The sequence below is a fragment of the Alloscardovia criceti DSM 17774 genome (assembly GCF_000376885.1).
GTDB classification, from domain to species: domain Bacteria; phylum Actinomycetota; class Actinomycetes; order Actinomycetales; family Bifidobacteriaceae; genus Alloscardovia; species Alloscardovia criceti.
This window is the reverse complement of sequence record NZ_AQXR01000006.1, coordinates 89,384-111,749: the sequence shown is the minus strand read 5'-3', so window position 1 is coordinate 111,749 and position 22,366 is coordinate 89,384. Positions and strand designations below refer to the sequence as shown.

The 22,366-nt window shown below is 50.3% G+C and carries 17 protein-coding genes and 3 rRNA genes; 13 read left to right on the top strand and 7 right to left on the bottom strand.

Annotated features, from left to right (window positions below):
- Positions 1–284 precede the first annotated feature (284 nt).
- From D570_RS0100930 to rrf, 3 genes are all read left to right on the top strand, one after another.
- Positions 285–1,820, top strand: a 16S ribosomal RNA gene (locus tag D570_RS0100930).
- 406 nt (positions 1,821–2,226) lie between these two features.
- A 23S ribosomal RNA gene (locus tag D570_RS0100920) occupies positions 2,227–5,291 on the top strand.
- A 159-nt stretch (positions 5,292–5,450) separates the two neighbouring features.
- Positions 5,451–5,568, top strand: a 5S ribosomal RNA gene (gene rrf, locus D570_RS0100915).
- The 16S, 23S and 5S rRNA genes sit together here, the layout of an rRNA operon.
- 66 nt (positions 5,569–5,634) lie before the next feature.
- Here the strand turns inward: rrf and D570_RS0100910 are convergent.
- Complete coding sequence (locus tag D570_RS0100910) at positions 5,635–6,681, bottom strand: LacI family DNA-binding transcriptional regulator (RefSeq protein WP_156812187.1); 1,047 nt, start codon at positions 6,679–6,681, stop codon at positions 5,635–5,637.
- A 257-nt stretch (positions 6,682–6,938) separates the two neighbouring features.
- Here D570_RS0100910 and D570_RS0100905 point away from each other — a divergent pair, with 257 nt between their 5' ends.
- The 4 genes from D570_RS0100905 to D570_RS0100890 all read left to right on the top strand — a co-directional run bounded on the left by D570_RS0100905 (position 6,939) and on the right by D570_RS0100890 (position 10,483).
- Positions 6,939–8,294 (top strand): MFS transporter, encoded by a 1,356-nt coding sequence (locus D570_RS0100905; RefSeq protein ID WP_018142528.1) that lies wholly within the window; start codon positions 6,939–6,941, stop codon positions 8,292–8,294.
- An 85-nt stretch (positions 8,295–8,379) separates the two neighbouring features.
- Positions 8,380–9,171 carry an alpha/beta hydrolase gene (locus tag D570_RS0100900; RefSeq protein ID WP_018142527.1) on the top strand — a complete coding sequence of 264 codons (792 nt, stop codon included), beginning with the start codon at positions 8,380–8,382 and terminating at the stop codon, positions 9,169–9,171.
- 10 nt (positions 9,172–9,181) lie between these two features.
- On the top strand, positions 9,182–10,030 hold the full coding sequence (locus D570_RS0100895) for an alpha/beta hydrolase (protein ID WP_169331205.1): 849 nt from the start codon (positions 9,182–9,184) through the stop codon (positions 10,028–10,030).
- Positions 10,031–10,105: 75 nt separating this feature from the next.
- Positions 10,106–10,483 (top strand): YccF domain-containing protein, encoded by a 378-nt coding sequence (locus tag D570_RS0100890; RefSeq protein WP_026181740.1) that lies wholly within the window; start codon positions 10,106–10,108, stop codon positions 10,481–10,483.
- A gap of 119 nt (positions 10,484–10,602) precedes the next feature.
- On the opposite strand, the gene D570_RS0100885 is transcribed toward D570_RS0100890, so the two are convergent.
- The 4 genes from D570_RS0100885 to D570_RS0100870 are packed head-to-tail and all read right to left on the bottom strand — an operon-like array spanning position 10,603 to position 14,806.
- Complete coding sequence (locus D570_RS0100885; RefSeq protein WP_018142524.1) at positions 10,603–11,445, bottom strand: mannosyltransferase YkcB-related protein; 843 nt, start codon at positions 11,443–11,445, stop codon at positions 10,603–10,605.
- Between the two features lie 11 nt (positions 11,446–11,456).
- On the bottom strand, positions 11,457–12,143 hold the full coding sequence (locus tag D570_RS0100880; protein WP_018142523.1) for a hypothetical protein: 687 nt from the start codon (positions 12,141–12,143) through the stop codon (positions 11,457–11,459).
- 28 nt (positions 12,144–12,171) lie between these two features.
- Positions 12,172–13,875: a glycosyltransferase family 39 protein gene (locus D570_RS08110; RefSeq protein WP_018142522.1), complete on the bottom strand. Its 1,704-nt coding sequence runs from the start codon at positions 13,873–13,875 to the stop codon at positions 12,172–12,174.
- Positions 13,876–13,885: 10 nt separating this feature from the next.
- Positions 13,886–14,806: a dolichyl-phosphate beta-glucosyltransferase gene (locus D570_RS0100870; RefSeq protein ID WP_018142521.1), complete on the bottom strand. Its 921-nt coding sequence runs from the start codon at positions 14,804–14,806 to the stop codon at positions 13,886–13,888.
- A 159-nt stretch (positions 14,807–14,965) separates the two neighbouring features.
- Here D570_RS0100870 and D570_RS0100865 point away from each other — a divergent pair, with 159 nt between their 5' ends.
- Positions 14,966–15,904, top strand: a complete 939-nt coding sequence (locus D570_RS0100865) for an aldo/keto reductase (RefSeq protein ID WP_018142520.1) — start codon at positions 14,966–14,968, stop codon at positions 15,902–15,904.
- A gap of 5 nt (positions 15,905–15,909) precedes the next feature.
- Positions 15,910–16,185, top strand: coding sequence for a hypothetical protein (locus tag D570_RS0100860; RefSeq protein ID WP_026181739.1), 276 nt, complete (start codon positions 15,910–15,912; stop codon positions 16,183–16,185).
- Between the two features lie 56 nt (positions 16,186–16,241).
- On the opposite strand, the gene D570_RS0100855 is transcribed toward D570_RS0100860, so the two are convergent.
- Positions 16,242–17,036, bottom strand: a complete 795-nt coding sequence (locus D570_RS0100855; protein WP_033376655.1) for a nitroreductase family protein — start codon at positions 17,034–17,036, stop codon at positions 16,242–16,244.
- A 127-nt stretch (positions 17,037–17,163) separates the two neighbouring features.
- The gene (locus tag D570_RS0100850; protein WP_018142517.1) at positions 17,164–17,580 is read right to left on the bottom strand and encodes a DUF4235 domain-containing protein; all 417 of its coding nucleotides are present in this window, start codon (positions 17,578–17,580) and stop codon (positions 17,164–17,166) included.
- 121 nt (positions 17,581–17,701) lie between these two features.
- Between D570_RS0100850 and D570_RS0100845 the strand changes: the two genes are divergently transcribed.
- The 4 genes from D570_RS0100845 (at position 17,702) to D570_RS0100830 (ending at position 22,236) form a co-directional block, all read left to right on the top strand.
- The gene (locus D570_RS0100845) at positions 17,702–18,370 is read left to right on the top strand and encodes a histidine phosphatase family protein (RefSeq protein WP_018142516.1); all 669 of its coding nucleotides are present in this window, start codon (positions 17,702–17,704) and stop codon (positions 18,368–18,370) included.
- A 222-nt stretch (positions 18,371–18,592) separates the two neighbouring features.
- The gene (gene dnaK, locus D570_RS0100840) at positions 18,593–20,461 is read left to right on the top strand and encodes a molecular chaperone DnaK (RefSeq protein ID WP_018142515.1); all 1,869 of its coding nucleotides are present in this window, start codon (positions 18,593–18,595) and stop codon (positions 20,459–20,461) included.
- A gap of 1 nt (position 20,462) precedes the next feature.
- A complete protein-coding gene (gene grpE / locus D570_RS0100835) occupies positions 20,463–21,107 on the top strand; it encodes a nucleotide exchange factor GrpE (protein ID WP_018142514.1) in 645 nt (214 codons plus the stop codon).
- Between the two features lie 94 nt (positions 21,108–21,201).
- Positions 21,202–22,236, top strand: coding sequence for a DnaJ C-terminal domain-containing protein (locus D570_RS0100830; protein WP_018142513.1), 1,035 nt, complete (start codon positions 21,202–21,204; stop codon positions 22,234–22,236).
- Positions 22,237–22,366: the final 130 nt, after the last annotated feature.

Below are 22,366 nucleotides of genomic sequence, written 5' to 3'. Positions count from 1 at the left end.
GGGTTGTGGTTTGGTGTATTGTTTTTATTCGCTGCCTGATGCGGTGTGATTGCTTGGTTTGTGAGTGGTTGTGCTGGTTTGTGTTGTGGTGGTTTGAGAACTCAAGAGCGTGTTTTGTACTACTTTTTATTGTTTTGATAATGCCAGTGATGCTCGCCTGAATATTGTTTTGTGTTTGGGTACTGTGATGGTTTGATGAGTGTCTTTTTTTGTGCGTTGAAACTTTTTGTTTTTTCGTTGATTTTATTTTTGTGAGTCATTTTTGATGGCCTTTTTGCAAGTTTTTTGTGGAGGGTTTGATTCTGGCTCAGGACGAACGCTGGCGGCGTGCTTAACACATGCAAGTCGAACGGGATCTGGCTCAAGCTTGCTTGGGTTGGTGAGAGTGGCGAACGGGTGAGTAACGCGTGATCAACCTGCCGTGTAGTGGGGAATAGCTCCTGGAAACGGGTGGTAATGCCCTATGGTCCGCATCATCGCATGGTGGTGTGGGAAAGTGATTGAGTGCTATACGATGGGATCGCGTCCTATCAGCTTGTTGGTGGGGTAGTGGCCTACCAAGGCTTCGACGGGTAGCCGGCCTGAGAGGGCGACCGGCCACATTGGGACTGAGATACGGCCCAGACTCCTACGGGAGGCAGCAGTGGGGAATATTGCACAATGGGGGGAACCCTGATGCAGCGACGCCGCGTGCGGGATGACGGCCTTCGGGTTGTAAACCGCTTTTAATTGGGAGCAAGCAGTTTTACTGTGAGTGTACTTTTTGAATAAGCACCGGCTAACTACGTGCCAGCAGCCGCGGTAATACGTAGGGTGCAAGCGTTGTCCGGAATTATTGGGCGTAAAGAGCTCGTAGGCGGTTTGTCGCGTCTGGTGTGAAAGTCCATCGCTTAACGGTGGATTTGCGCTGGGTACGGGCAGGCTAGAGTGTAGTAGGGGAGACTGGAATTCCCGGTGTAACGGTGGAATGTGTAGATATCGGGAAGAACACCAATGGCGAAGGCAGGTCTCTGGGCTATGACTGACGCTGAGGAGCGAAAGCGTGGGGAGCGAACAGGATTAGATACCCTGGTAGTCCACGCCGTAAACGGTGGATGCTGGATGTGGGGCCCTTTCCACGGGTTCTGTGTCGGAGCTAACGCGTTAAGCATCCCGCCTGGGGAGTACGGCCGCAAGGCTAAAACTCAAAGAAATTGACGGGGGCCCGCACAAGCGGCGGAGCATGCGGATTAATTCGATGCAACGCGAAGAACCTTACCAAGACTTGACATGTTAACGATTGCCTCAGAGATGGGGTTTCTCTTCGGAGCGTTTTCACAGGTGGTGCATGGTCGTCGTCAGCTCGTGTCGTGAGATGTTGGGTTAAGTCCCGCAACGAGCGCAACCCTTGTCTTGTGTTGCCAGCACGTTATGGTGGGAACTCACAAGAGACCGCCGGGGTTAACTCGGAGGAAGGTGGGGATGACGTCAGATCATCATGCCCCTTACGTCTTGGGCTTCACGCATGCTACAATGGCCGGTACAGCGAGGTGCGATAGGGTGACCTGGAGCGGATCTCTGAAAACCGGTCTCAGTTCGGATCGGAGCCTGCAACTCGGCTCCGTGAAGGTGGAGTCGCTAGTAATCGCAGATCAGCAACGCTGCGGTGAATGCGTTCCCGGGCCTTGTACACACCGCCCGTCAAGTCATGAAAGTGGGCAACACCCGAAGCCGGTGGCCTAACAGTTTTTCTGGGGGAGCCGTCTAAGGTGAGGTTCGCGATTGGGACTAAGTCGTAACAAGGTAGCCGTACCGGAAGGTGCGGCTGGATCACCTCCTTTCTACGGAGATTTTGAGAACCCATTGTTATGGGTTGTTTTTGTGGCACAACATATTTTTTTTCTTGCACTGTTGTGGTGTGGGGTGTTGTGTTCTGGTGTGGAATGTTATTGAAACATTGTAGTGTGGAATATGCTTTTGGGTTTCCGGATTGCGACAGCAGTCTTGGTAGCTTCCCCATGTGATTGCATGCTGGATGGTTTGTTTGGTGTGTGGTTGTGTGTGGGTTTGTGGTTTGAGAACTGGATAGTGGACGCGAGCAAACAAGTTTTATTTTTTTGCTTGTTTGTTGTAATTGAATCGAACTCTGAGAATTTTTATTTTTTTGAGTTGTGGTTCGATCGTTTTGTGATCATTTTAGTGTGATGATTTGTTGTCTAGGAATTGTATTCGGTAGTGTTTAATGGTGTTTTTACTGTTAAGGGCTTAGGGTGGATGCCTTGGCACATGGGAGCGATGAAAGACGTGGGAGGCTGCGATAAGCCTTGGGGAGCTGTCAACCGAGCTGTGATCCGAGGATGTCTGAATGAGGAAACTCATCAAGTATGAATGCTTGATACCCATTTTTTGTGGGGGCGTACGTAGGGAAGTGAAACATCTCAGTACCTACAGGAAGAGATATTCCGTGAGTAGTGGCGAGCGAAAGCGGAGGAGACTAAACCATTTGCGTGTGATACTTGTCAGGGGTTGCGTGAGTGGTGTTGTGGGATGCTTTGTACTGGTTCTGACAGGCTGGTGGTGAGTGATAAAATGGCGTGTGAGCTGAACAGGATTGAATGCCTGGCTGGAGAGGGTGATGGCCCCGTAGGTGGTAGCGCGTTGTCTTGCTATGAGTTGTCCCGAGTAGCACGATACTCGAGGAATTTCGTGTGAATCTGCCCAGACCGTTGGGTAAGTCTAAATATATCCATGTGACCGATAGTGAACGAGTACCGTGAGGGAAAGGTGAAAAGTAGTCCGGGAGGACAGTGAAATAGTTTCTGAAACCGTGAGCTTACAATCCGTCGGAGCCTTGAGGGGTGACGGCGTGCCTATCGAAAAATGAGTCTGCGAGTTAGTGGTATGTAGCGAGGTTAACCCGTGTGGGGGATCCGTAGCGAAAGCGAGTTTTAAAAGGCGTTTGAGTTGCATGCCCTAGACCCGAAGCGGGATGATCTATCCTTGAGCAGGTTGAAGCAGGGGTAAGACTTTGTGGAGGACCGAACGCACCTAGGTTGAAAACTGGGGCGATGACTTGTGGATAGGGGTGAAAGGCCAATCAAATTCCGTGATAGCTGGTTCTCTCCGAAATGCATTTAGGTGCAGCGTTAGATTAGTTTCCAGGGGGTAGAGCTACTGGATGCTTGCGGGCCCGTATAGGGTACCAATAGCAGCCAAACTCCGAATACCTGTGAAGTGGTGTCTAGCAGTGAGTCAGCGGGGGATAAGCTTCGTTGTCGAAAGGGAAACAGCCCAGATCGTCGTCTAAGGTCCCTAAGCGTGTGCTAAGTGGGAAAGGATGTGGAGTCGCATAGACAGCCAGGAGGTTGGCTTAGAAGCAGCCATCCTTGAAAGAGTGCGTAACAGCTCACTGGTCTAGTGGTTCCGCGCCGACAATGTAGCGGGGCTCAAGCACACCACCGAAGACGCGGCAATCAGTCTTTAGGGCTGGTTGGGTAGGAGAGCGTTCCATACTGGGGTGAAGCAGGAGTGGAAACTTTTGTGGACTGTATGGAAGTGAGAATGCAGACATGAGTAACGAAAGACGGGTTAAAATCCCGTCCGCTGGATGACTAAGGGTTCCAGGGCCACGTTCATCGTCCCTGGGTGAGTCGGGTCCTAAGGCGAGGCCGACAGGCGTAGTCGATTGGGTGAAGGAGTTGATATTCTCCTACCAGTGTATACTCGTCAAATCCGAGGCTTACTATACTAACCTCTGATGTTTATGATCCATGCTTTCGGGTGTGGTGAGTTTTCATGATTGGGATCTTGGTTTGTAGTAGGACAGCACAGGAGTGACGCATCGTGATAGCCGACATGTCAGGTGGTTTTGGCATGGTAAGCACGCAGCCTGTTTGATAGGTAAATCCGTTGAACGTGTGGGTGAGGTGTGATGCGCATCATCGTTGGGTGGTGTTTTGGTGTGTCTTGGTGTCAAGAAAAACTTCGGTGTGAGAGTGTATACTGCCCGTACCCTAAACCGACACAGGTGGTCAGGTAGAGTATACCAAAGCGATCGAGCGAATCCTGGTCAAGGAACTCGGCAAATTACTCCCGTGCCTTCGGTATAAGGGAGACCCTTGATGGTGAAACTCTTTGCGGGTGGAGCTTTTGGGGGTGGCACAGACCAGGGGGTAGCGACTGTTTACCAAAAACACAGGTGCATGCGAAGACGTAAGTCGCTGTATATGCACTGACGCCTGCCCGGTGCCGGAAGGTTAAGAGGATCCATTAACAGTAATGTGACGTGGTGAATTTAAGCCCCGGTAAACGGCGGTGGTAACTATAACCATCCTAAGGTAGCGAAATTCCTTGTCGGGTAAGTTCCGACCTGCACGAATGGCGTAACGACTTCCCCACTGTCTCGACCAGGAGCTCGGTGAAATTGCAGTACGAGTAAAGATGCTCGTTAAGCGCAGAAGGACGAAAAGACCCCGGGACCTTTACTATACCTTGGTATTGGCATTCGGTGTGGATTGTGTAGCATAGGCGGGAGACTTGGAAGCATGGGCGCTAGCTTGTGTGGAGTCGGCAAGTGAAATACCGTTCTGTTTATATTGGATGTCTAACCTCGACTAGTTATCCTAGTCAGGGACAGTGCCTGGCGGGTAGTTTAACTGGGGCGGTTGCCTCCTAAAGAGTAACGGAGGCGCTCAAAGGTTCCCTCAGCCCGGTTGGTAATCGGGTGTTGAGTGTAATTGCACAAGGGAGCTTGACTGTGAGACTGACGGGTCGAGCAGGGACGAAAGTCGGAAATAGTGATCCGGTGCCGGCGTACGGACGCGGCATCGCTCAACGGATAAAAGGTACCCCGGGGATAACAGGCTGATCATTCCCAAGAGTCCATATCGACGGGATGGTTTGGCACCTCGATGTCGGCTCGTCGCATCCTGGGGCTGGAGCAGGTCCCAAGGGTTCGGCTGTTCGCCGATTAAAGCGGCACGCGAGCTGGGTTCAGAACGTCGTGAGACAGTTTGGTCTCTATCCTCTGCGCTCGTTGGAATTTTGAGGAGTCCTGCCCATAGTACGAGAGGACCTGGGTGGACGAACCTCTGGTATGCCAGTTGTCACGCCAGTGGCATGGCTGGTTAGCTACGTTCGGAAGAGATAACCGCTGAAAGCATCTAAGCGGGAAGCTCTCTCCAAGATGAGAATTCCTGACACTCCTTTGGGGGTGTGTGAGACTCCTTAGAGATGATGAGGTTGATAGGCCGGGTGTGGAAGCATGGTAACGTGTGGAGCTGACCGGTACTAATAGTCGAAGGTAATCACACTCTTATTGAACACTCCTTATGCGAATACGATTAATACTCAACAAGGAGCATTATATGAGAACACGAAACGTGTCGCGTCTACTAGCCGGTCCCCGAACCACAAACACGAAACAAATGATACATGAGCCCATTATTGATGGGGTTGATAATTGAAGATTTTGCGGTGGTCATGGCCTAGGGGAAACGCCCAGTATCCTTTTCGAACCTGGTAGCTAAGACCTAGTACGGTGATGGTACTGCACTCGATAGGGTGTGGGAGAGTAACAAACCGCCGCAATCACACGTATGATGAGGGGTGACACCAACACGGTGCCACCCCTCACTTCTTTCATACACACACCAATTAATACATCGGTCCAGTACTCCCACGTACAGCCATAGTCGGTGGATAGAGTAGGCTCTTTAATTTCGCTTGAGCAAAATGTGGTGCAACTGTTTTCCTCTTGGATGCCGAGCTGAGAAGTCTGCCCACGAGTTCACTCGTCATCAGTGCAGTAGGTTGTTGCATAGTAGTCAGTGGTGGATCAAGGTGGCACGCGTTGTCGATATCATCAAAGCCGATGATAGACAGTTCTTCCGGGATACGTATACCCAATTGGTGCGCGGCGTCATAGATGCCAAACGCATGGTTGTCGCTGCAGGCAAATATGGCCGTAGGACGTTGTGAACGCGGCACGTCTAAAATCTTTAGCGCAGACTTTCGCGCAGATTCTGACCAATAATCGCCAATGCACAGATGGTCTTGGGAAAGGCTTATATCTTCTTGAGCAAGGCCGGCTTTAAAACCGTCTAAACGCGCTTGATAGCATGGTGTCGAAAGCGGTCCACAGATCACCGCAAATTTCGTATGGCCCAGTTCCAAGAAATGAGTGGCCACTTCAAAACCGGCCGTCCAATTGTCCACGCGTGCTTCGGGACATCCTTGGGCAGGCTTACCTGAGGGGTCCACCACGGCAAAAGGTATGGCCATTTCCTTGCATAGATTGCGATCGGTCATAGAAACGTATGCATGGTCAAAAATAATGGCTTGAGGTTTAGAGCGTCGGATAATCTTACGATACCCGTCATCGGGTGTGCCGTCGGTGGCCGTTTTCGCACACACCATCACAGTCAATCCGCGGGTTATGGCTGCGTTCGTAGCGCCTTCCATAATGTTGACAACCCACGGGTTAGACATAGATTCAAACACTAATGCAAGCGTTGTGGACCGACTGTGGTTTACAGGATTCTTTGCATAATCTAGATCCTGCAAGATGCGTTCGATATTCTGCCTAGTCTGTTCTGAGACCCCTGGCCTTCCATTAATGACTTTGGACACCGTCGATGGTGTGGTATGCGCGAGTCGTGCGATTTCCGAAAGTTTAGGGCGTCGTTGCAGTGCATTCGTCATACTCACCATAGTAATAAAGAAATTTCTTTCTTTTCAGATTTTCCCGCAAAAGTATGCTATGAATTCCAAGGAATACGCGCGCATAACGGGATAACATTTACGAAATTTCGTAAACTTCGAAAAAAATTTTTATGAATACTTTTTAGGATGAGAGCACAACGAAAAGTGCGATGGACAGAGTTGTCGAGTGTGAGCAGCGAACCACAGGAACTTTTCAAACAAACGTTATCTACAGATAGGCAAAGGAGACGAATCTGATGGAAGACGCCAATGTCAAACTCTCATTAAGAGAGAAGCTCAGTTACGGCGCATCTGATTGCGCATATAATCTTGTATTCAGTGTTATTACTGCCTTTATGATGTTCTATTACACGGATGTGGCTGGAATCAGCTTGATGCAAGTGGGAACGCTGTTTTTGGTAGTTCGCGTGCTCGATGCATTAGCCGGGCCAATCGTCGGTGTGCTCATCGATAAAACGCATACAAAGTGGGGCAAAGTGCGCCCATGGTTTTTATGGTTCGCACTGCCATTTGCGATTATCGGTGTGATGACGTTTAGTGTGCCAAACTTTAATGAGCCGCTCAAAATGCTCTACGTATATATCACGTATATCCTGATGAATTTTGTGGCCGTGGCTGTGACCACGCCAGTGACGGCTATTTTGCCTAATTTAACCACGAATACGCAGGAGCGCGTCACTGCGAATGCATTCAGAAATGTGGGCGGGCAGATTGGCGTCATCGCATCGGGAATGCTGACATTGCCGTTGGTTAACCTGCTGGGACGGGGAAATCAGCAACTGGGCTTTACTCTGACGATGTGTCTGTATGGCGTGGTTTGTGCAGCATTGCTTCTGCTTGCGTTTAAGAATACGCGTGAACGTGTCCAGACAGCAAAGGCTGAAGAGCCACCATTTATGAAAAGCTTTGTAAGCATGCTAAAGAATGAACCCTGGTGGATTCTTACTATTTTGAATCTTGTACTTTTCATTGGTGTGGTGACGCGTGCCGCCTCGATGGTGTATTTCTTCAAGTACAATGTGGGCAATGAAAATTTGGCATCCCTTGCCAATGGCTTAAATGCTGGGGGAATGATTCTAGGCATGGTGCTTGCTCCAGTGCTTGCAAGACGCATGAAAAAACGCAATATTGCCATAGTCTTCTTCGCATTGGGCATTGTAGGATCCGTCATTCTCTATGCCGGTGCGCAGATGATGTCCTTGCCGATTATTTTCCTTGCCATCGTCATCGCTGCACTGTCTGGTGCGGGGCAAAGCATGGGCTTCGTGATGCTTGCCGATGTGGTGGATTATGGAGAGTGGAAGAGCAATGTGCGTAGCCAAGGTCTGATTACCTCGTGCGCTGCCATTGGCATAACCTGCGGTGCGGGCATTGCAGGATGGCTGTCCAGCTATGTGTTGCAAATTAACGGATTTGTACCAAATCAGGTGCAAACGGCTCAGGCTTTGAATGCCATTAATATCGACTTCATTTGGATTCCGGTAATCTGCGGTGCACTGGGCATTGGTTTGATGCTTTTGTACCGTTTGGACTACCAAATTGATGAAATTCGCCAAGACTTATCTCAACGAAGCGCAACTGAAGCGCAGTAAAGAAACACAACGTTGCGGGTTGTGAGCAGACATCTCTCCTTTCTTCTCACGACCCGTAATGGCCTAGGAAAGACGGGCAGAGGATATGGCAATTCTAGATATTCGTTTCAATTCTTTTCTTTTGAAACGGAAGATTACTATCAAAGCAATTCTCCCTGGAGACCCCTTTAATGCTTATAGCGGGCAAGCATTTCGCGGAGAAAACAGCTCATTACAATCTTTATATCTTTTCCACGGATTCGGGGGTGATTGCTCGGACTGGCTGGAAAACACGGATATACAGCGGATAGCTGGGAAAAATAATCTTGCGGTTTTTCTGGTGAGTGGCGAGAATAGCTTCTATGTCGATTCGCATGGAGATACGCAGTGGGAAACATTTATTGCGCAGGAATTGGTAGGTTACACAAGGCGTCTCTTCCCTCTATCGCATTCTCGGCAGGATACTTTCGTTGCCGGTAATTCCATGGGCGGTTTTGGTGCTTTGAATATTGGGCTAGGACATCCTGAGATTTTTGGCAAAGTCGTTGCCCTGTCCTCTGCGCTCATATTGGATACGATTGATTCGATTTCTGAGGATTACGTCGATAACCTTGCAAACTATGCGTATTATCAGGGCATTTTTGGCGATCTATCGTCCGTGGCTTTCGGCCCCCTTGATCCGCGCTATCGGGCTAAGAAAGCGGTGCAGGCTCACAAACAGCCGCGACTGTATCTGATGTGCGGAACGGAAGATTTCCTTATCGAGCAGAACCGTGAATTCGTACGGTATGTACGGGATATCCCTGCAGAAGTGCTATACGAGGAGCTTCCGGGAAAGCATGACTGGGAATTTTGGTCGAGTAGAACGCATGCAATGGTGCAATGGCTTGTGTCTTAACGTCTGCGTAATGGACCAAGCAAACAAGAATTTGAAATGTCAAGAGGCTAAAATGAGTGAAATTAACTTAGAATCCGTGAATTTTACAGTCCAGCGTGAAGATGGAGAAAGGCTCATCCTGCGCGGTACTCAATATTTACCCAACGATTTTTCCCCAGAAAAAACGTACCCAGTTGTGGTACTTCTTCATGGTTTTGGCGGTAATCGTATAGATTATTCAGGTTTCATGGTTCAGCTTGCCCGCATGTATGCGTCTGTAGGAGTTATGGCGATTACCTACGATCGTGCGGGTCACGGGGAGAGTGATGGTTCTTTCTTCGACACCACCGTGACGGGTGATGTGGCCGATGCGCTTCAGGTTATCGCGCAAGTACGCCAGTTGCCCGGGTGTGATCCAGACAATCTTCATCTGGCAGGGCTCAGTTTGGGCGCGGTTATTGCGACATTCTGTGCGCCGCAGGTACAAGCACAACCGAAGTCAATAACATTATTCTCAATTGCAGCGTCATACGCGGATGAAATTCGCGGTGGCACTTTACAGGGGCAGCCGCTGCATGTGATGGATGAGCAAGGCTATTTTGATTTCATGGGCGTGGCAATGGGCGGAGCTATGGTAGATGATGCTGTGTCTACCGATCCATACAAGCGTGCGCAGGGCTTTGAGGGCAAAGTCAAGATCATTCATGGCAGTCACGATTTTATTCCGATTTCGTATGCTGAAAAATACCGTGAGGTCTACGGGGACTCCATGAATTTCTTGAAAATCACTGATGGCAATCATGGGTTTGGAAACGTAAAACACCGTGAAATGGCGTTTCAGGCAGCACGGGAATTCATTGCGGAGCAAATAAAGAGCTAAACCTGAGACTTTTCAGGGTTAGAACTCGGGATGTCACTGATGTGCTCCGCCTGCAAGCCCTTCTACAATATAATTATGAGGCTTCTTGGAAATATTTTGTGGATTATCTTTGGCGGATTTTGGATAGCGCTGGGCTGGCTGATTGCCGGGCTGGTGCTATGCGTCACGATAATCGGTATCCCCCTGGGTGTGCAGTGCTTTAAGATGGCGGAGCTCACGTTGACACCATTCGGTAAGCAGATAGTGTACACCGGCGGTGGATTGAGCTTCCTCGCAAACATCATCTGGGCTGTGGTCTTTGGTTGGGTGCTGGCCGTGGGTTATTTTATCGCCGGAATTGCGAATTGCATTACGATCATTGGCATTCCTTTTGGCCTTCAATCCTTCAAAATGATGAGGTTGGCATTTGCACCGTTTGGTGCCAGCGTTGTGGAGCCATATCAGTATTATTAAGCACATCCGTGGGCGGAAACTACGGAATTGTGCGATAGTTCGCCTAGATACAAGACGAGAAAATAATGAAAGTGCCGATCGGTGTAATAACCGGTCGGCACTTATGTGTGTTCAGTATTTTAGCTATTTGAACTGGTGGTTTCGGTCAAATCGTAAATCGTGACACCGCCTACTGTTTGGGCTGTGTAGTTCTCGGCTACCCATTCTGCAATTTCAGAGGCTGCTGAGGATCCGCCATTTTGGCTGCCACCCATACCGCCACCAGAAATGTAGTAGTGGATGAGGCCTTGAGCTACGTATTCTTTGAATTGCTCCAGAGTTGGGTAATCATCCGTGCCGTTGAAGCCGCCGATTGCCATCACAGGTTCTTCGCTGGCCAGCTGGTAAGAGGCGGCTGACTGAGAGCCGGTGGTTGCTGCTACCCAACGATAGTTGGAAGCATTTTCTTGAAGCAAGGCGACAAGCTCAGAGTTTGAGGATGCGCCCGTGCCGCCAGTGAGGTTGCCCATGCCGCCACCACCTGGACCGTTATTTGACTGGGTTGAGGAGCTGGAGGAATCCGAGCTAGTGGAGCTATCTGTATCGGTGGTGGAGTCGCTGCTTTGACTAGAACTGTCGGAGGAACTATCCGAAGACCCATCGCTGGAATTCATACCTGGCATGCCGCCCGGTTGACCATTTGAGCTGCCATCTGTACTACCACCGGGGAATCCCTGAGAAGACTGACTATCCGTGGATCCGTCTGTGGCGCCATCCATGGATGGAGCGCCATTACTGGAGCTACCATCCTGGCTTGTAGAGCCTGGAGCGCTACTCATGGCCGAGCTACTGCTCGTGGAGGAGCTGCTAGAGGCATAAGCCACAGTCCACACGGTTGGGGTGACGATGATGAACGCGGTGACGATGCCGATTGCGATATTGCGCAGCGTGTGCGTTTTATATGCGCGGTGTGTTTCTGCCATGAAAAGCCCCTTTAGCTATTGATACTAGAACTGTTTGTCGTGCTGGATGAGGAAGAATCGGAGGAGCTACCGTCCGATGTAGAACCATTGGCGCCTGGGAACTGCTGAGAGCCATCCGTGCTGCCCTGAGAATCCGTAGATCCGTCTGAACTTGTAGATCCGCCAGGTCCCATCATCTGTCCGCCAGGGCCACCCTGCATGTTCATTTGTGAGGACATGGATGGGCCGGAATTTTGAGCCGTGCTCGAGGCGATCATCCATGTGGTTGGTGTAATCAAGGCAGCTGCAGCCACGAATCCGATGGCGATGTGCATAATCATCTTCTTGCGTTCGGCCTTGTTAGGAGCCATTTCCGCATTGACCGGGCCTCCCACGGTGTTTGGAGCCATCGGTTGAGCTACGGGAATGCTCGTCTGCTGTGTGCCCTGTGGCGCATTCTGAGATGCGTACTGCTGCTGATAAGCCAGATTTTGTTGGAACTGATCAGTCGACTGCTGTGGCTGTGCTTGGTCAGTCTGTGCCGCATACTCCGCCTGTGCATTTGCGTTCTGCTGGGTTTGCTGTGCCTGCTGATATTGCTGGAATTGTTCGGTTTTTGCAGAATCCTCCGAGTACGGTGCTGCATTCTGGTTGAGTGCAGTGGTTTCTTCAGTGGAGAAATCTTCATAAGGATTCTGAGAAGAATTATTGTTGGCCATGACGGTCCTTTCAAAAGAGAATTGTGAATTAGTTGGTTGTAGTTGTTGTCGTGGTGCTGTTATCGCTAGACGTGGTGGAGCTACTCGTAGAGCTGTCGGTGGTGCTAGAGCCATCCGTGGTCGAGGATGAGCTGTTCGTTGTCGAGCTTCCCGGACCTCCGCCCTGCATACCACCACCCGGCATTCCGCCACCTCCTGGTCCGCCAGAGCCGCTTGGTCCTGCGGTAACGATAGATCCTTGGTGGCCCGTGGAGATGGTCGCTACGGTCCAGGCAACTGGGCCGGCAAGCATAGCGATGGCAGCGGCTACTGCTCCGAGCTTCACCAGTGTGGAAGCGCCTGCAGATTTGTTCGCATATCCCAAGTAGGCGGACAAGCCATACCACGCGAAGATAGCTGTGGCAATCATGCCTGTGGCAACTACGGCATAAGCGAGAACTTGGTATCCGCTGACTTGGTTGATCATGGAGAAGGACCACAAGGCAGTGACAAGCACAGTAGCTGCAGCGGTGAGTGGCGCCCACGTCGTATGATGTTTCGACCACAGGAGTGCGATGCCTATAGCTGTCAATACTGCAATTGCTGGGGAGAGAGCGACGGTGTAGTAGGAGTGGAAAATACCAGACATAAAGCTGAAGATGAGCCAAGTCACCACCATCCAGCCACCAAACATAATGCCAGAGGCACGGCGGATATCTGTGCGATTCTTCCATCCGGCTACAATCAGCGCCACAATCAAACCTGCGAGAGCTGCGAAGACCAGCCATGAAATTTGATCATTGAAATCGCTCGTAAAGAGTCGATTCCAGCCGGTTTCACCCCACTGGCCGCCTTGGGACTTCGAGGAGCTAGCTCCTGGCACGACAGATCCTGTTTCGTCACCTGTTAATCGTCCAAAACCGTTATATCCGAAGGTTAGTTCGATAAAGGAGTTATTTTGTGAGCCGCCGATATAAGGGCGCATATCTTCCGGCACGATAACGGTGAGCAAAACCCACCAGCCGGCGGAAATAACCATGGCACCGAGTGCTACAATTCCATCCACCATGCGACGCCAGAATTTTGTAGGTGAAGCGATGAGGAACGCGAGTGCAATACCAGGCAGGATCAGCATAACCTGGAGCTGTTTTGTGAGGAATCCAAAGCCAACGGCTACACCCGCAAGTGCCATCCATCCGGTTCGACGCCAGTTTCCGCGTTTCGTGGTGTCATGCTCCAAAGCGCGCAAGGTGGCGGCAACGGCTGCGACTTCTAGGAAGACGAGCAGGGCATCCGGATTATTAAATCTAAACATCAGAGCGGCTACCGGGGTGGTGATAAACACAACGCCAGCAATAATGCCCGTCCAGTTGCCCCAGTAACGGCGCGTCACGCTATAAATTAAACCGGTTGTAGCCACACCTAGCAACGCCTGTGGAAGGAGGATAGCGAAGGAGCTCAATCCAAAGATGCGTACGGACAGTGCCATCAGCCACAGGGACGCAGGTGGCTTATCTACCGTGATGGCGTTTCCTGAGTCAGACGATCCCCAGAGGAAGGCCCACCAGCTTTTGGAACCAGCCTGAGCGGCTGCGGAGTAGAATTCATTCGCATATCCAGAAGCCGTTAAATTGATAAAGAACACGGCTGCAGCTGCGATGAGGAGAAGACCGAAGGCTATCCAATCCAAGCGTTTACGTGCTGGAAGTACATAGCGATTCGTATAACTTCGGGGGTTTTTCTGTATTATCATTCATTTATCCTTAAGCAGCTGTAACTAAAAGGTTGATAGGAACCAAACTTCCGCGGAAAATTGGTTCACGTCTGTTTTCCATCACGCGGGCACGCGTTTGAAGAATGCCCTGCATGCCACGGCCAATGCTTTTATGCATACGCCACATGCCTTTAAGATCCTTCATCACGGTGTCGGTGATATGGACGGAACTTTGTGTATCCTCAATCCAGCGCACCGGAATTTGATTCAAACGGTAACCGCGGAACTGGGCAAGCAGCAGAAGCTCGGTATCGAAGAACCATTCATTGTCTTCCAGTTCCTCATACATGGCGTTGAAGGCATCCGCACGAATGGCCTTGAAACCACACTGAGCGTCGCTAAACAAAGCACCCGAGTAAGTGCGCAGCAAAGCATTATACGTTCTTGAAATAAATTCACGCTTCAAGCTGCGCGTGGTCTGCGATTGCTTGAGCAAGCGTGAGCCAATTGCCAGCTGCGCTTGATCAAGCAGCAATGGCTTGACCAAATCATCGATATGCTCGAGACCGGTAGACAAGTCGGCATCCATATACGCTAAAACACGCGCTCGCGAACTCAGCCACGCCGTCTTCAGTGCAAATCCGCGACCCTTACGGTCTAGGCGGATGGTGCGTACATGACTGGGGTCGGACTGAACGAGATCACAAATGACATCCCATGTAGAATCCGTGCTCGCATTATCAGCCACCATAATGCGCCAAGAAAAATCAGCCGCGTGTGACTCGTGCAAAGTGGTGCCAAATTCATCCCTTAAACCGCGAAGATATCCGCTGAGGGTTTTTACGCATCCGGCGATGCAGTCTTCCTCGTTGTACACAGGAATGACGAATTCCACATCCACCTTATCTGGGCTTCCCAAGGAATCAGTCACATGTGCCATGTAATCTGCATAGTGTAATGAAGTAGTCATGTGATCTCCTTTCGTAATGACCTCTAGTTAACGCTGGGTAACTGTGGAGAAACCTCGGATGAGGTTCAATATCTCTAGGAATTTCCTGAAAGCTTACTGAATTCGGCAGTGTTGAGCCGGCGGAGTATATTGAAATTACGCACATCAAGGAGGATTCATATGAAGTACGTCAATATTGGGACGACAGATATATCTGCTTCTGCCATTGCTCAAGGCGTCATGCGCATGGCCGAAAAATCGCAAGAGGAAGCGGCACACATCACTTCTACAGCGTTGGAAGCTGGTATTAATTTCTTCGATACTGCCGATGTCTATACCAACGGCGAAAGCTCACGCAAACTGGGACAGGCTTTGAAAGATGTGAAGGTCGATCGCGCGTCTATTTATCTGCAAACCAAGGTGGGCATTGCTAGCGCGGATGAAACCGGATCGGTTACTATTTATGATTTCTCAAAGGAACGCATTATCAATCGCGTAAACTTTGAACTCGAGAATTTGCAAACGGATTATGTGGACTTTCTGCTGCTTCACAGGCCAGATACCTTGCTTGAACCGGACGAAATTAACGCAGCATTTGCCGAGCTAAAGGCAGCAGGCAAGGTGCGTCATTTTGGTGTCAGCAACATGTCTGTGTGGCAAACGGAGTTCTTGCAAAGTGAGCTGGATGAAAAGCTTCAGGTGAATCAGTTACAACTTAGCCTTGCTCACTCGGGCATGATAGATCAAAATATTTACACCAATATGGAAGAAAGCCGCAGCGTGGATCGCGATAGCGGTTTGCTGGAGTATTCCCGTTTGCGCAAGATGACTATCCAGCCGTGGAGCCCACTGCAGGCAGGATTCTTTGGCGGTGCATTTGTGGATAATCCGAAGTTTGTGGAGCTGAACGCTGAGCTGGAGAAGCTGGCTAAGAAGTATGACAGCACAAAGAACGGCATAGCAGTGGCCTGGTTGCTACGTCATCCAGCGCAGATGCAGGTCATTATCGGCTCGATGAACCATGAGCGTATCCAGCAGTTCGCACAGGGCGCGGATGTACGCTTAACGCGTCAAGAGTGGTATGAGCTTTACGCTGCTGCGGGCAATTTGTTACCATAAGCGCTATGTATAATTTCACACCTCAACGCTGCTCCACCACGGATAAAATAATGTACGCTACTCAAGATCAAGCACAAGAAGCAGCGCGACAGAGTTATGTGCAGCGAGGTGTGCAATTATGGGTGTATGTGTGTCAATACTGCCATCGATGGCATTTGACCAGCACACCACCTATTCGCCAAGCCTTGAAAAACATCGGCTCCAGTCCGCGCGGTCGTTCATCGTGGGGCGGAAAGCCAATAGTATCTCGCAAGCGCGGTTTTAAGCCACGTAAGCATTAGGCCTATAAAAATGCTGGTTGGGATGTAACATCACAACCAGCATTTTGTATGGTGTTTTATTTTTCTTCTGACGAGAAGCTGCGTCCTGTAAATCCTTGAGCGCGGGCAGGTTTGCCGAATGCCTTCGAAAGTCGGCCTTGGTCCGTGGATTTCTCTGCGATGTTTTCCGTAAAGGCTTGTACCGGATGGCTAGGATTGCGCAAATCGTAATACTGTGTCACCTCATGGTCGAAGTCTTTCAAAGCTTCGGTCATGCTTGGTGTTTGGGCATCCTCAGGGTAACGATTTTCAAAGAACTGGAACTTTCGCTCCATCCGCGGCTTCAGCTGAGGCGTTTGAGATGGATGGCCAATGGCTAAACCGAGCACAGGGAAGGTGCGCTCTGGCAAGTGCAGCAAGTCAATGACGGCCTGAGAATCGTTGAGAATGCTACCGAGGATGACGGTTCCTAATCCCAAAGATTCGGCGGCGGTTTCCATGGCATGCAATGCTAAAACGGCGTCATTTTGGCCCTGCGTGAAGGTGTAATCCGAGTCCAGCGTCATATCTTCATCTTTGATGCCGGCTTCGCGAGCAATACTCAGATTGCGATGATCATCGATGATAAAAATATAGAGCAGAGGTGCTTCGGCAATATACGGCTGATGTCCAATTTCGGCGAGTTTTATAGCTACGGCTTTATCGGTAATGCGAATGGCGGACCAGGCATTAAAGAACTGGCTCGTCGCCGCGCGCTGTGCGACTTTTTCCAGCGTTTCAATAGTATCGGCGTCTACCTCTTCATCTGTCCAGGCGCGTATGGTGCGGCGGGACAATAATGTGTCCACGGTAGGGTTGTGAAGAATAGTCATGATGTCATATTAAGCAGCCCACATGCATAAAGTCTATGAATGTTATGCAGTGGGCTAAAGCGTGAGATGAGTCGTGATGCGAGGGTAGTGTTACGAGTTTTCTCGTTCAGCTATGTTTTATGACGACTTAGTTTTTGTGACGACCTTTGGATTGGGTAGTTTTGCGAGCGTTACGGTTATGCCTTAAATTGACAAGACCCTGTGAGCCTTTGGTGGAGAGGCTGGAAATCAAGGAGCCGAGCGCTGCCGAAAGTCCCGCAAAAATCATCGATGCGAAGATGCCATCGGAGATATCATTGCCGTCATCATCGATGGCTTTTGCGCCCAAAACGCTGCGTTTGCCTTGTTTCCATAAGATTTCAGCAATTTTTCCGCCGATGAGTCCAGCCAAGGCCGGCAAAGCGAGCTTCAGTAACTTATCGAAGGCGTCATCGGGATCATTTTTTATACGTGTGCGAATAGCATTAATTTTTTCGTCTGCCTTGTGGAGATTTTCCACGGCTTCTTCCGTCTTAAGGTTGCTGTAATCAGTATTCTCACTCATACACAGTATTATCTCACGCATTGAGTGATTGTGCATCTGCTGTCTGGCTACAGAAATTGCTTGGCTTATAAGGAAAACGGCGAAGTGTTCATAACAACTAATTTTTGTTAAGATGAAAAGCATGGTACAACGAGGACGTTTATTTTTACTGCGCCATGGGCAAACCGTGTGGAGCCAGACTGGGCAGTATACAGGCAGAACGAATATACCACTCACAGCTCAAGGCGAAGCACAGGCAGTTGATGCAGGTCGGCGTCTGCGCGATTTTGGAGTGCAGTTTGAGGCTCAGAACATCTACGTTTCGCCGCTCCGTCGCGCTCAGCACACGGCACAGCTTGCCGGTTTTGAAAACTTCACTACCGAAGAAAACCTCTTAGAGTTTGATTATGGTGGCGCAGAAGGGCATACGCGCCATGAGGTGGCGAAGGCCCTCGGTGCCGAATCGTGGAATATTTGGGACATTGGTCCTCGGGAGCTACCAGCCTCCTTACAAGGTACGCGTACGGAATACATCGATAATTTTGGTGAAATCGACGTTATAGCGGGCGCAGGCGAGTCCGTAGAAGAGGCTGCAGCTCGTGTGCGTGAAGTCATACAGCGGGCGCTGCCCGCGCTGGAAGCAGGAAACGACGTGCTGTGTGTGGCTCACGCCCATATTTTGCGCATATTAACGGCTCAATGGTTGGGCTTACAGCCTCATCAAGCGCGCAGTTTCCGCCTAGATACCGCCCATTTCTGCGTGCTGGACTGGCATCATAGCGATCATGTAATTGCTTACTGGAACTTGTAAAACGTGCTTCACGCGTTCCGTCCGCTCCTGATGAGGAGCGGATTTTTTTATCTTTCCAGTCAGAAAAAGCGGAAAATTAAATATTTGTATTAAAAAAGTGGAAAACCGGGAATAAATTTGCCAATTAAAAGTTGAGTGATGTAGACTCAAGTTTAGAAAGTTGATAAAGAAACGCTCAACTTTAGGAAACTTGAATAGGACGATTAGGAAAGGACACATAGAATGGGTCGCGCAGTAGGTATTGATTTAGGTACTACTAATTCTTGTATTGCAACCTTGGAAGGTGGACAGCCAACAGTTATCGTAAATGCTGAAGGTTCTCGCACTACTCCTTCGGTTGTAGCATTTAGCAAGTCTGGCGAAATTATTGTCGGTGAAGTGGCAAAGCGTCAGGCTGTGACAAACGTAGATCGCACCATTTCTTCCGTAAAGCGCCATATGGGTACGGACTGGACGGTAAAGATTGACGATAAGGAATGGACTCCTCAGGAGATTTCCGCTCAGATTTTGATGAAGCTCAAGAGGGATGCAGAAGCATACTTGGGTGAGCCAGTTACCGATGCCGTGATTACCTGCCCTGCATACTTCAATGATGCTCAGCGTCAGGCAACGAAGGATGCGGGAACTATCGCAGGTTTGAACGTGCTGCGTATCATTAACGAGCCAACCGCAGCCGCTCTGGCATATGGCCTCGAAAAGGGCAAGGAAGATGAGCGCATTCTCGTCTTCGATTTGGGTGGCGGTACTTTCGATGTTTCCTTGCTGGAGATTGGTAAGGATGACGAAGATGGTTTTGCAACCATTCAGGTACAGGCAACCAACGGTGATAACCGACTCGGTGGTGATGACTGGGATCAGGCCATTATCGATTGGATCGTCACTGAGGTCAAGAACAAGTACGGCGTGGATGTATCCAAGGATAAGATTGCAATGCGCCGCTTGAAGGAAGCAGCTGAGCAGGCAAAGAAGGAGTTGAGCTCCTCGATGTCTACCACTATTTCCCAGCAGTACTTGGCCATGGCTTCTGATGGCACACCAGTACACCTCGATGAAACCTTGACACGTGCAAAGTTTGAAGAGATGACTTCTGACTTGCTGGAGCGCACACGTAAGCCATTCAACGCTGTGCTGGCCGATTCCGGCATTTCTGTATCCCAGATTGATCATGTGGTGCTCGTGGGTGGTTCTACGCGTATGCCAGCCGTGCAGGAGCTTGTCAAGGAGCTTACAGGTGGACGTGAAGCAAATAAGTCTGTAAACCCAGATGAGGTTGTGGCCGTTGGTGCTGCAGTACAGTCCGGCGTTATCAAGGGCGACCGTAAGGATGTTCTCTTGATTGATGTCACACCTTTGAGCCTTGGTATCGAAACCAAGGGTGGCATTATGACCAAGCTCATCGAGCGCAACACTGCTATCCCAACCAAGCGTAGTGAAGTCTTCTCCACCGCTGAGGATAACCAGCCATCCGTGCTGATTCAGGTCTATCAGGGCGAACGTGAGTTTGCTCGCGATAACAAGCCATTGGGTACCTTCGAGCTCGGTGGTATTGCTCCAGCTCCACACGGTGTACCACAGATTGAAGTAACTTTCGATATCGATGCAAACGGCATTGTGCACGTCTCTGCTAAGGACAAGGGCACAGGTAAGGAACAGTCGGTGACTATCTCCGGTGGTTCCGGCTTGGATAAGGACGAAATCGATCGCATGGTGAAGGAAGCTCAGTCTCACGAGGCTGAGGATAAGAAGCGCCGCGAAGAGGTCGATACGCGTAACCAGGCTGAATCCTTCGCATACCAGACCGAAAAGCTCGTGGCAGACAACAAGGATAAGCTCTCTGATGAAGTTGCTTCGGATGTGACCGCAAAGGTGAACGCTTTGAAGGAAGCCTTGAAGGGTGACGATATCGAAGCTGTGAAGACGGCACAGTCTGAATTGATGACTGCTGCACAGAAGATTGGCGAAGTGCTCTACTCTCAGCAGAATGCTGAAGGTGCTGCAAACGCGGCTGGTGCAGGCAATGCCAGCGCTGGTAACCAGGGCGGCGATGACGATGTAGTAGACGCGGAAGTAGTGGACGACGACAAGGAATAATATGTCTGAATTCAATACCGAAGATTATCTCAACGGCATGGATGATGCAGATAAACTTGCCGACAATCACGCCGCGCAAGGCGATGCGGCTCAGAGTGCTGCAGATGCGACCTCAGCGGCTGAAGATCAGGTAGTATCCGCGGATGCGTCAGAGGCTCCGGCTGAAGCTAAGACGGAGAGCACGTCTGCTGAGCAGAAGGAAGAAACGCTGACGCCTTTGGGTAAAGCCAAGGCAGAAGCTGCCGAGTACCTCGATGCTCTACAGCGTGAGCGCGCAGCCTTCGTCAATTTCCGCAACCGTGCAGCCAAGGAGCAGGACCGCTACCGCGAGCATGGCATTGTGGATGTGCTGACCGCCTTGCTGCCAGCTCTGGATGACATTGATCGCATTCGCACAAACGATGCCTTGGATGACTCCTTTGCTGCTGTGGCTGCGAAAATTGATAAGACCTTTGAAAAGTTTGGTGTAGAAAAATTCGGCGAAGCCGGAGAAGATTTCGACCCAACGCATCATGAAGGCATTTTGCGCAAGCCAGATGCTGCGATTGATCACGAGGTTATCGATACTGTGGTAGAAGCGGGCTACAAGATAGGTGATCGCGTCATCCGCGCGGCGCGTGTCGTTGTGGCAGTTCCTCAAGAGTAATAATCACTCATAATGTTTGGTGGCGGTCGGCTAGAGTCGGCCGCCACTGACATACATATGCATCAGCTATGCATATAACCAGTAAGGAGGAGTCATGGCTGAACAAGATTGGCTAGGTAAAGACTTCTACGCAGTTCTGGGAGTCTCTAAAGATGCTGATGATAAAGAGATTTCAAAAGCATTTCGCAAACTAGCGCGTAAATATCATCCTGATTCAAATGCAGGAAATCCTGAGGCGGAAGAAAAATTCAAGGAAATTTCTGAAGCTTACGAGGTTTTGAGCAATAAGTCAGAACGACAAAAGTACGACGCAATTCGTTCCTTCGGTGCAGGTGGAGCCCGCTTTGCAGGCGGCTCAGGCGCCGGCGGTTATGAAGATGTGTTTAGCTCCATGTTTGGCGGCGGCGCAGGCGGTCGAGGCTATACGAATATCAATTTCGGTGGCATCAATCTCGATGACCTGATGTCCCAGGCTGCGGGCGCGGGGGCCTTTGGCAGAAGTGGCTTCGGCGGAGGAAATCCTTACGGGCAACCGCGCCGTTCGGGATTTGGTTCCTCAAATCCTTATGAACCACAGCCAGAACCGGTAAAGGGTGAAGACAGAAATTCATCCGTTACGCTGAGCTTTGCGAAGGCCGTACATGGTGCCACCGTTTCCTTGAAAGTCGGCGGTGAAAGCTTCAAAACCAAAGTGCCTGCAGGCATTCACGATGGGCAAAAAATCCGCATTCCTGGAAAAGGAAAAGCGGGAAGCTATGGCGGAGCACACGGAGACCTGTATTTGACCATTCATGTTACGCCGGATGACGTGTTTAGCATGGACGGCAAGGATTTGGTGCGCGATGTGCCTGTGACGGTGGCCGAAGCGGCTTTAGGTTCGAGCATTACGGTGCACGATTTTGAAGGTGCAGAGGTCAAGGCCAAGATCCCCGCAGGTTCGACCACGGGTACCACCGTGCGTGTGAAAAAGCACGGTGTGAAGGCTACAAAGTGCACCGGGGATTTGGTGCTCAGATTGCAAGTGCAACTTCCAGAAAAACTGACTATGGCTCAGAAGAAGGCTTTGAAGGCCTTCGATGAGGCCACGTCGGATTTTGCGCAGCAAGTCGAGGCTCAGCGCCAGCAGTAAGGTGATGGGTTTCAAAACCCAGAGGGCAGCGCAATTCTCGTCTGCGGGCAATAGTGATGTTGAAGGATGAGAATTGCGCAAAGCCGAGGTAAAAGCGCGTACACGATATAACCGGTGAAAGTTGTATTCG

Bases quoted from the DNA above. Each gene is read 5' to 3' on its own strand.
- D570_RS0100885 (WP_018142524.1), bottom strand. From the start codon at position 11,445: ATGGCAGAAACACACCGCGCATATAAAACGCACACGCTGCGCAATATC.
- D570_RS0100830 (WP_018142513.1), top strand. From the start codon at position 21,202: ATGGCTGAACAAGATTGGCTAGGTAAAGACTTCTACGCAGTTCTGGGA.
- D570_RS0100905 (WP_018142528.1), top strand. From the start codon at position 6,939: ATGGAAGACGCCAATGTCAAACTCTCATTAAGAGAGAAGCTCAGTTAC.
- D570_RS0100880 (WP_018142523.1), bottom strand. From the start codon at position 12,143: ATGGCCAACAATAATTCTTCTCAGAATCCTTATGAAGATTTCTCCACT.
- D570_RS0100845 (WP_018142516.1), top strand. From the start codon at position 17,702: ATGGTACAACGAGGACGTTTATTTTTACTGCGCCATGGGCAAACCGTG.
- D570_RS0100850 (WP_018142517.1), bottom strand. From the start codon at position 17,580: ATGAGTGAGAATACTGATTACAGCAACCTTAAGACGGAAGAAGCCGTG.
- D570_RS08110 (WP_018142522.1), bottom strand. From the start codon at position 13,875: ATGATAATACAGAAAAACCCCCGAAGTTATACGAATCGCTATGTACTT.
- D570_RS0100865 (WP_018142520.1), top strand. From the start codon at position 14,966: ATGAAGTACGTCAATATTGGGACGACAGATATATCTGCTTCTGCCATT.
- D570_RS0100910 (WP_156812187.1), bottom strand. From the start codon at position 6,681: ATGACGAATGCACTGCAACGACGCCCTAAACTTTCGGAAATCGCACGA.
- grpE (WP_018142514.1), top strand. From the start codon at position 20,463: ATGTCTGAATTCAATACCGAAGATTATCTCAACGGCATGGATGATGCA.
- D570_RS0100860 (WP_026181739.1), top strand. From the start codon at position 15,910: ATGTATAATTTCACACCTCAACGCTGCTCCACCACGGATAAAATAATG.
- D570_RS0100900 (WP_018142527.1), top strand. From the start codon at position 8,380: ATGGCAATTCTAGATATTCGTTTCAATTCTTTTCTTTTGAAACGGAAG.
- D570_RS0100870 (WP_018142521.1), bottom strand. From the start codon at position 14,806: ATGACTACTTCATTACACTATGCAGATTACATGGCACATGTGACTGAT.
- D570_RS0100895 (WP_169331205.1), top strand. From the start codon at position 9,182: ATGGACCAAGCAAACAAGAATTTGAAATGTCAAGAGGCTAAAATGAGT.
- dnaK (WP_018142515.1), top strand. From the start codon at position 18,593: ATGGGTCGCGCAGTAGGTATTGATTTAGGTACTACTAATTCTTGTATT.
- D570_RS0100890 (WP_026181740.1), top strand. From the start codon at position 10,106: ATGAGGCTTCTTGGAAATATTTTGTGGATTATCTTTGGCGGATTTTGG.
- D570_RS0100855 (WP_033376655.1), bottom strand. From the start codon at position 17,036: ATGACTATTCTTCACAACCCTACCGTGGACACATTATTGTCCCGCCGC.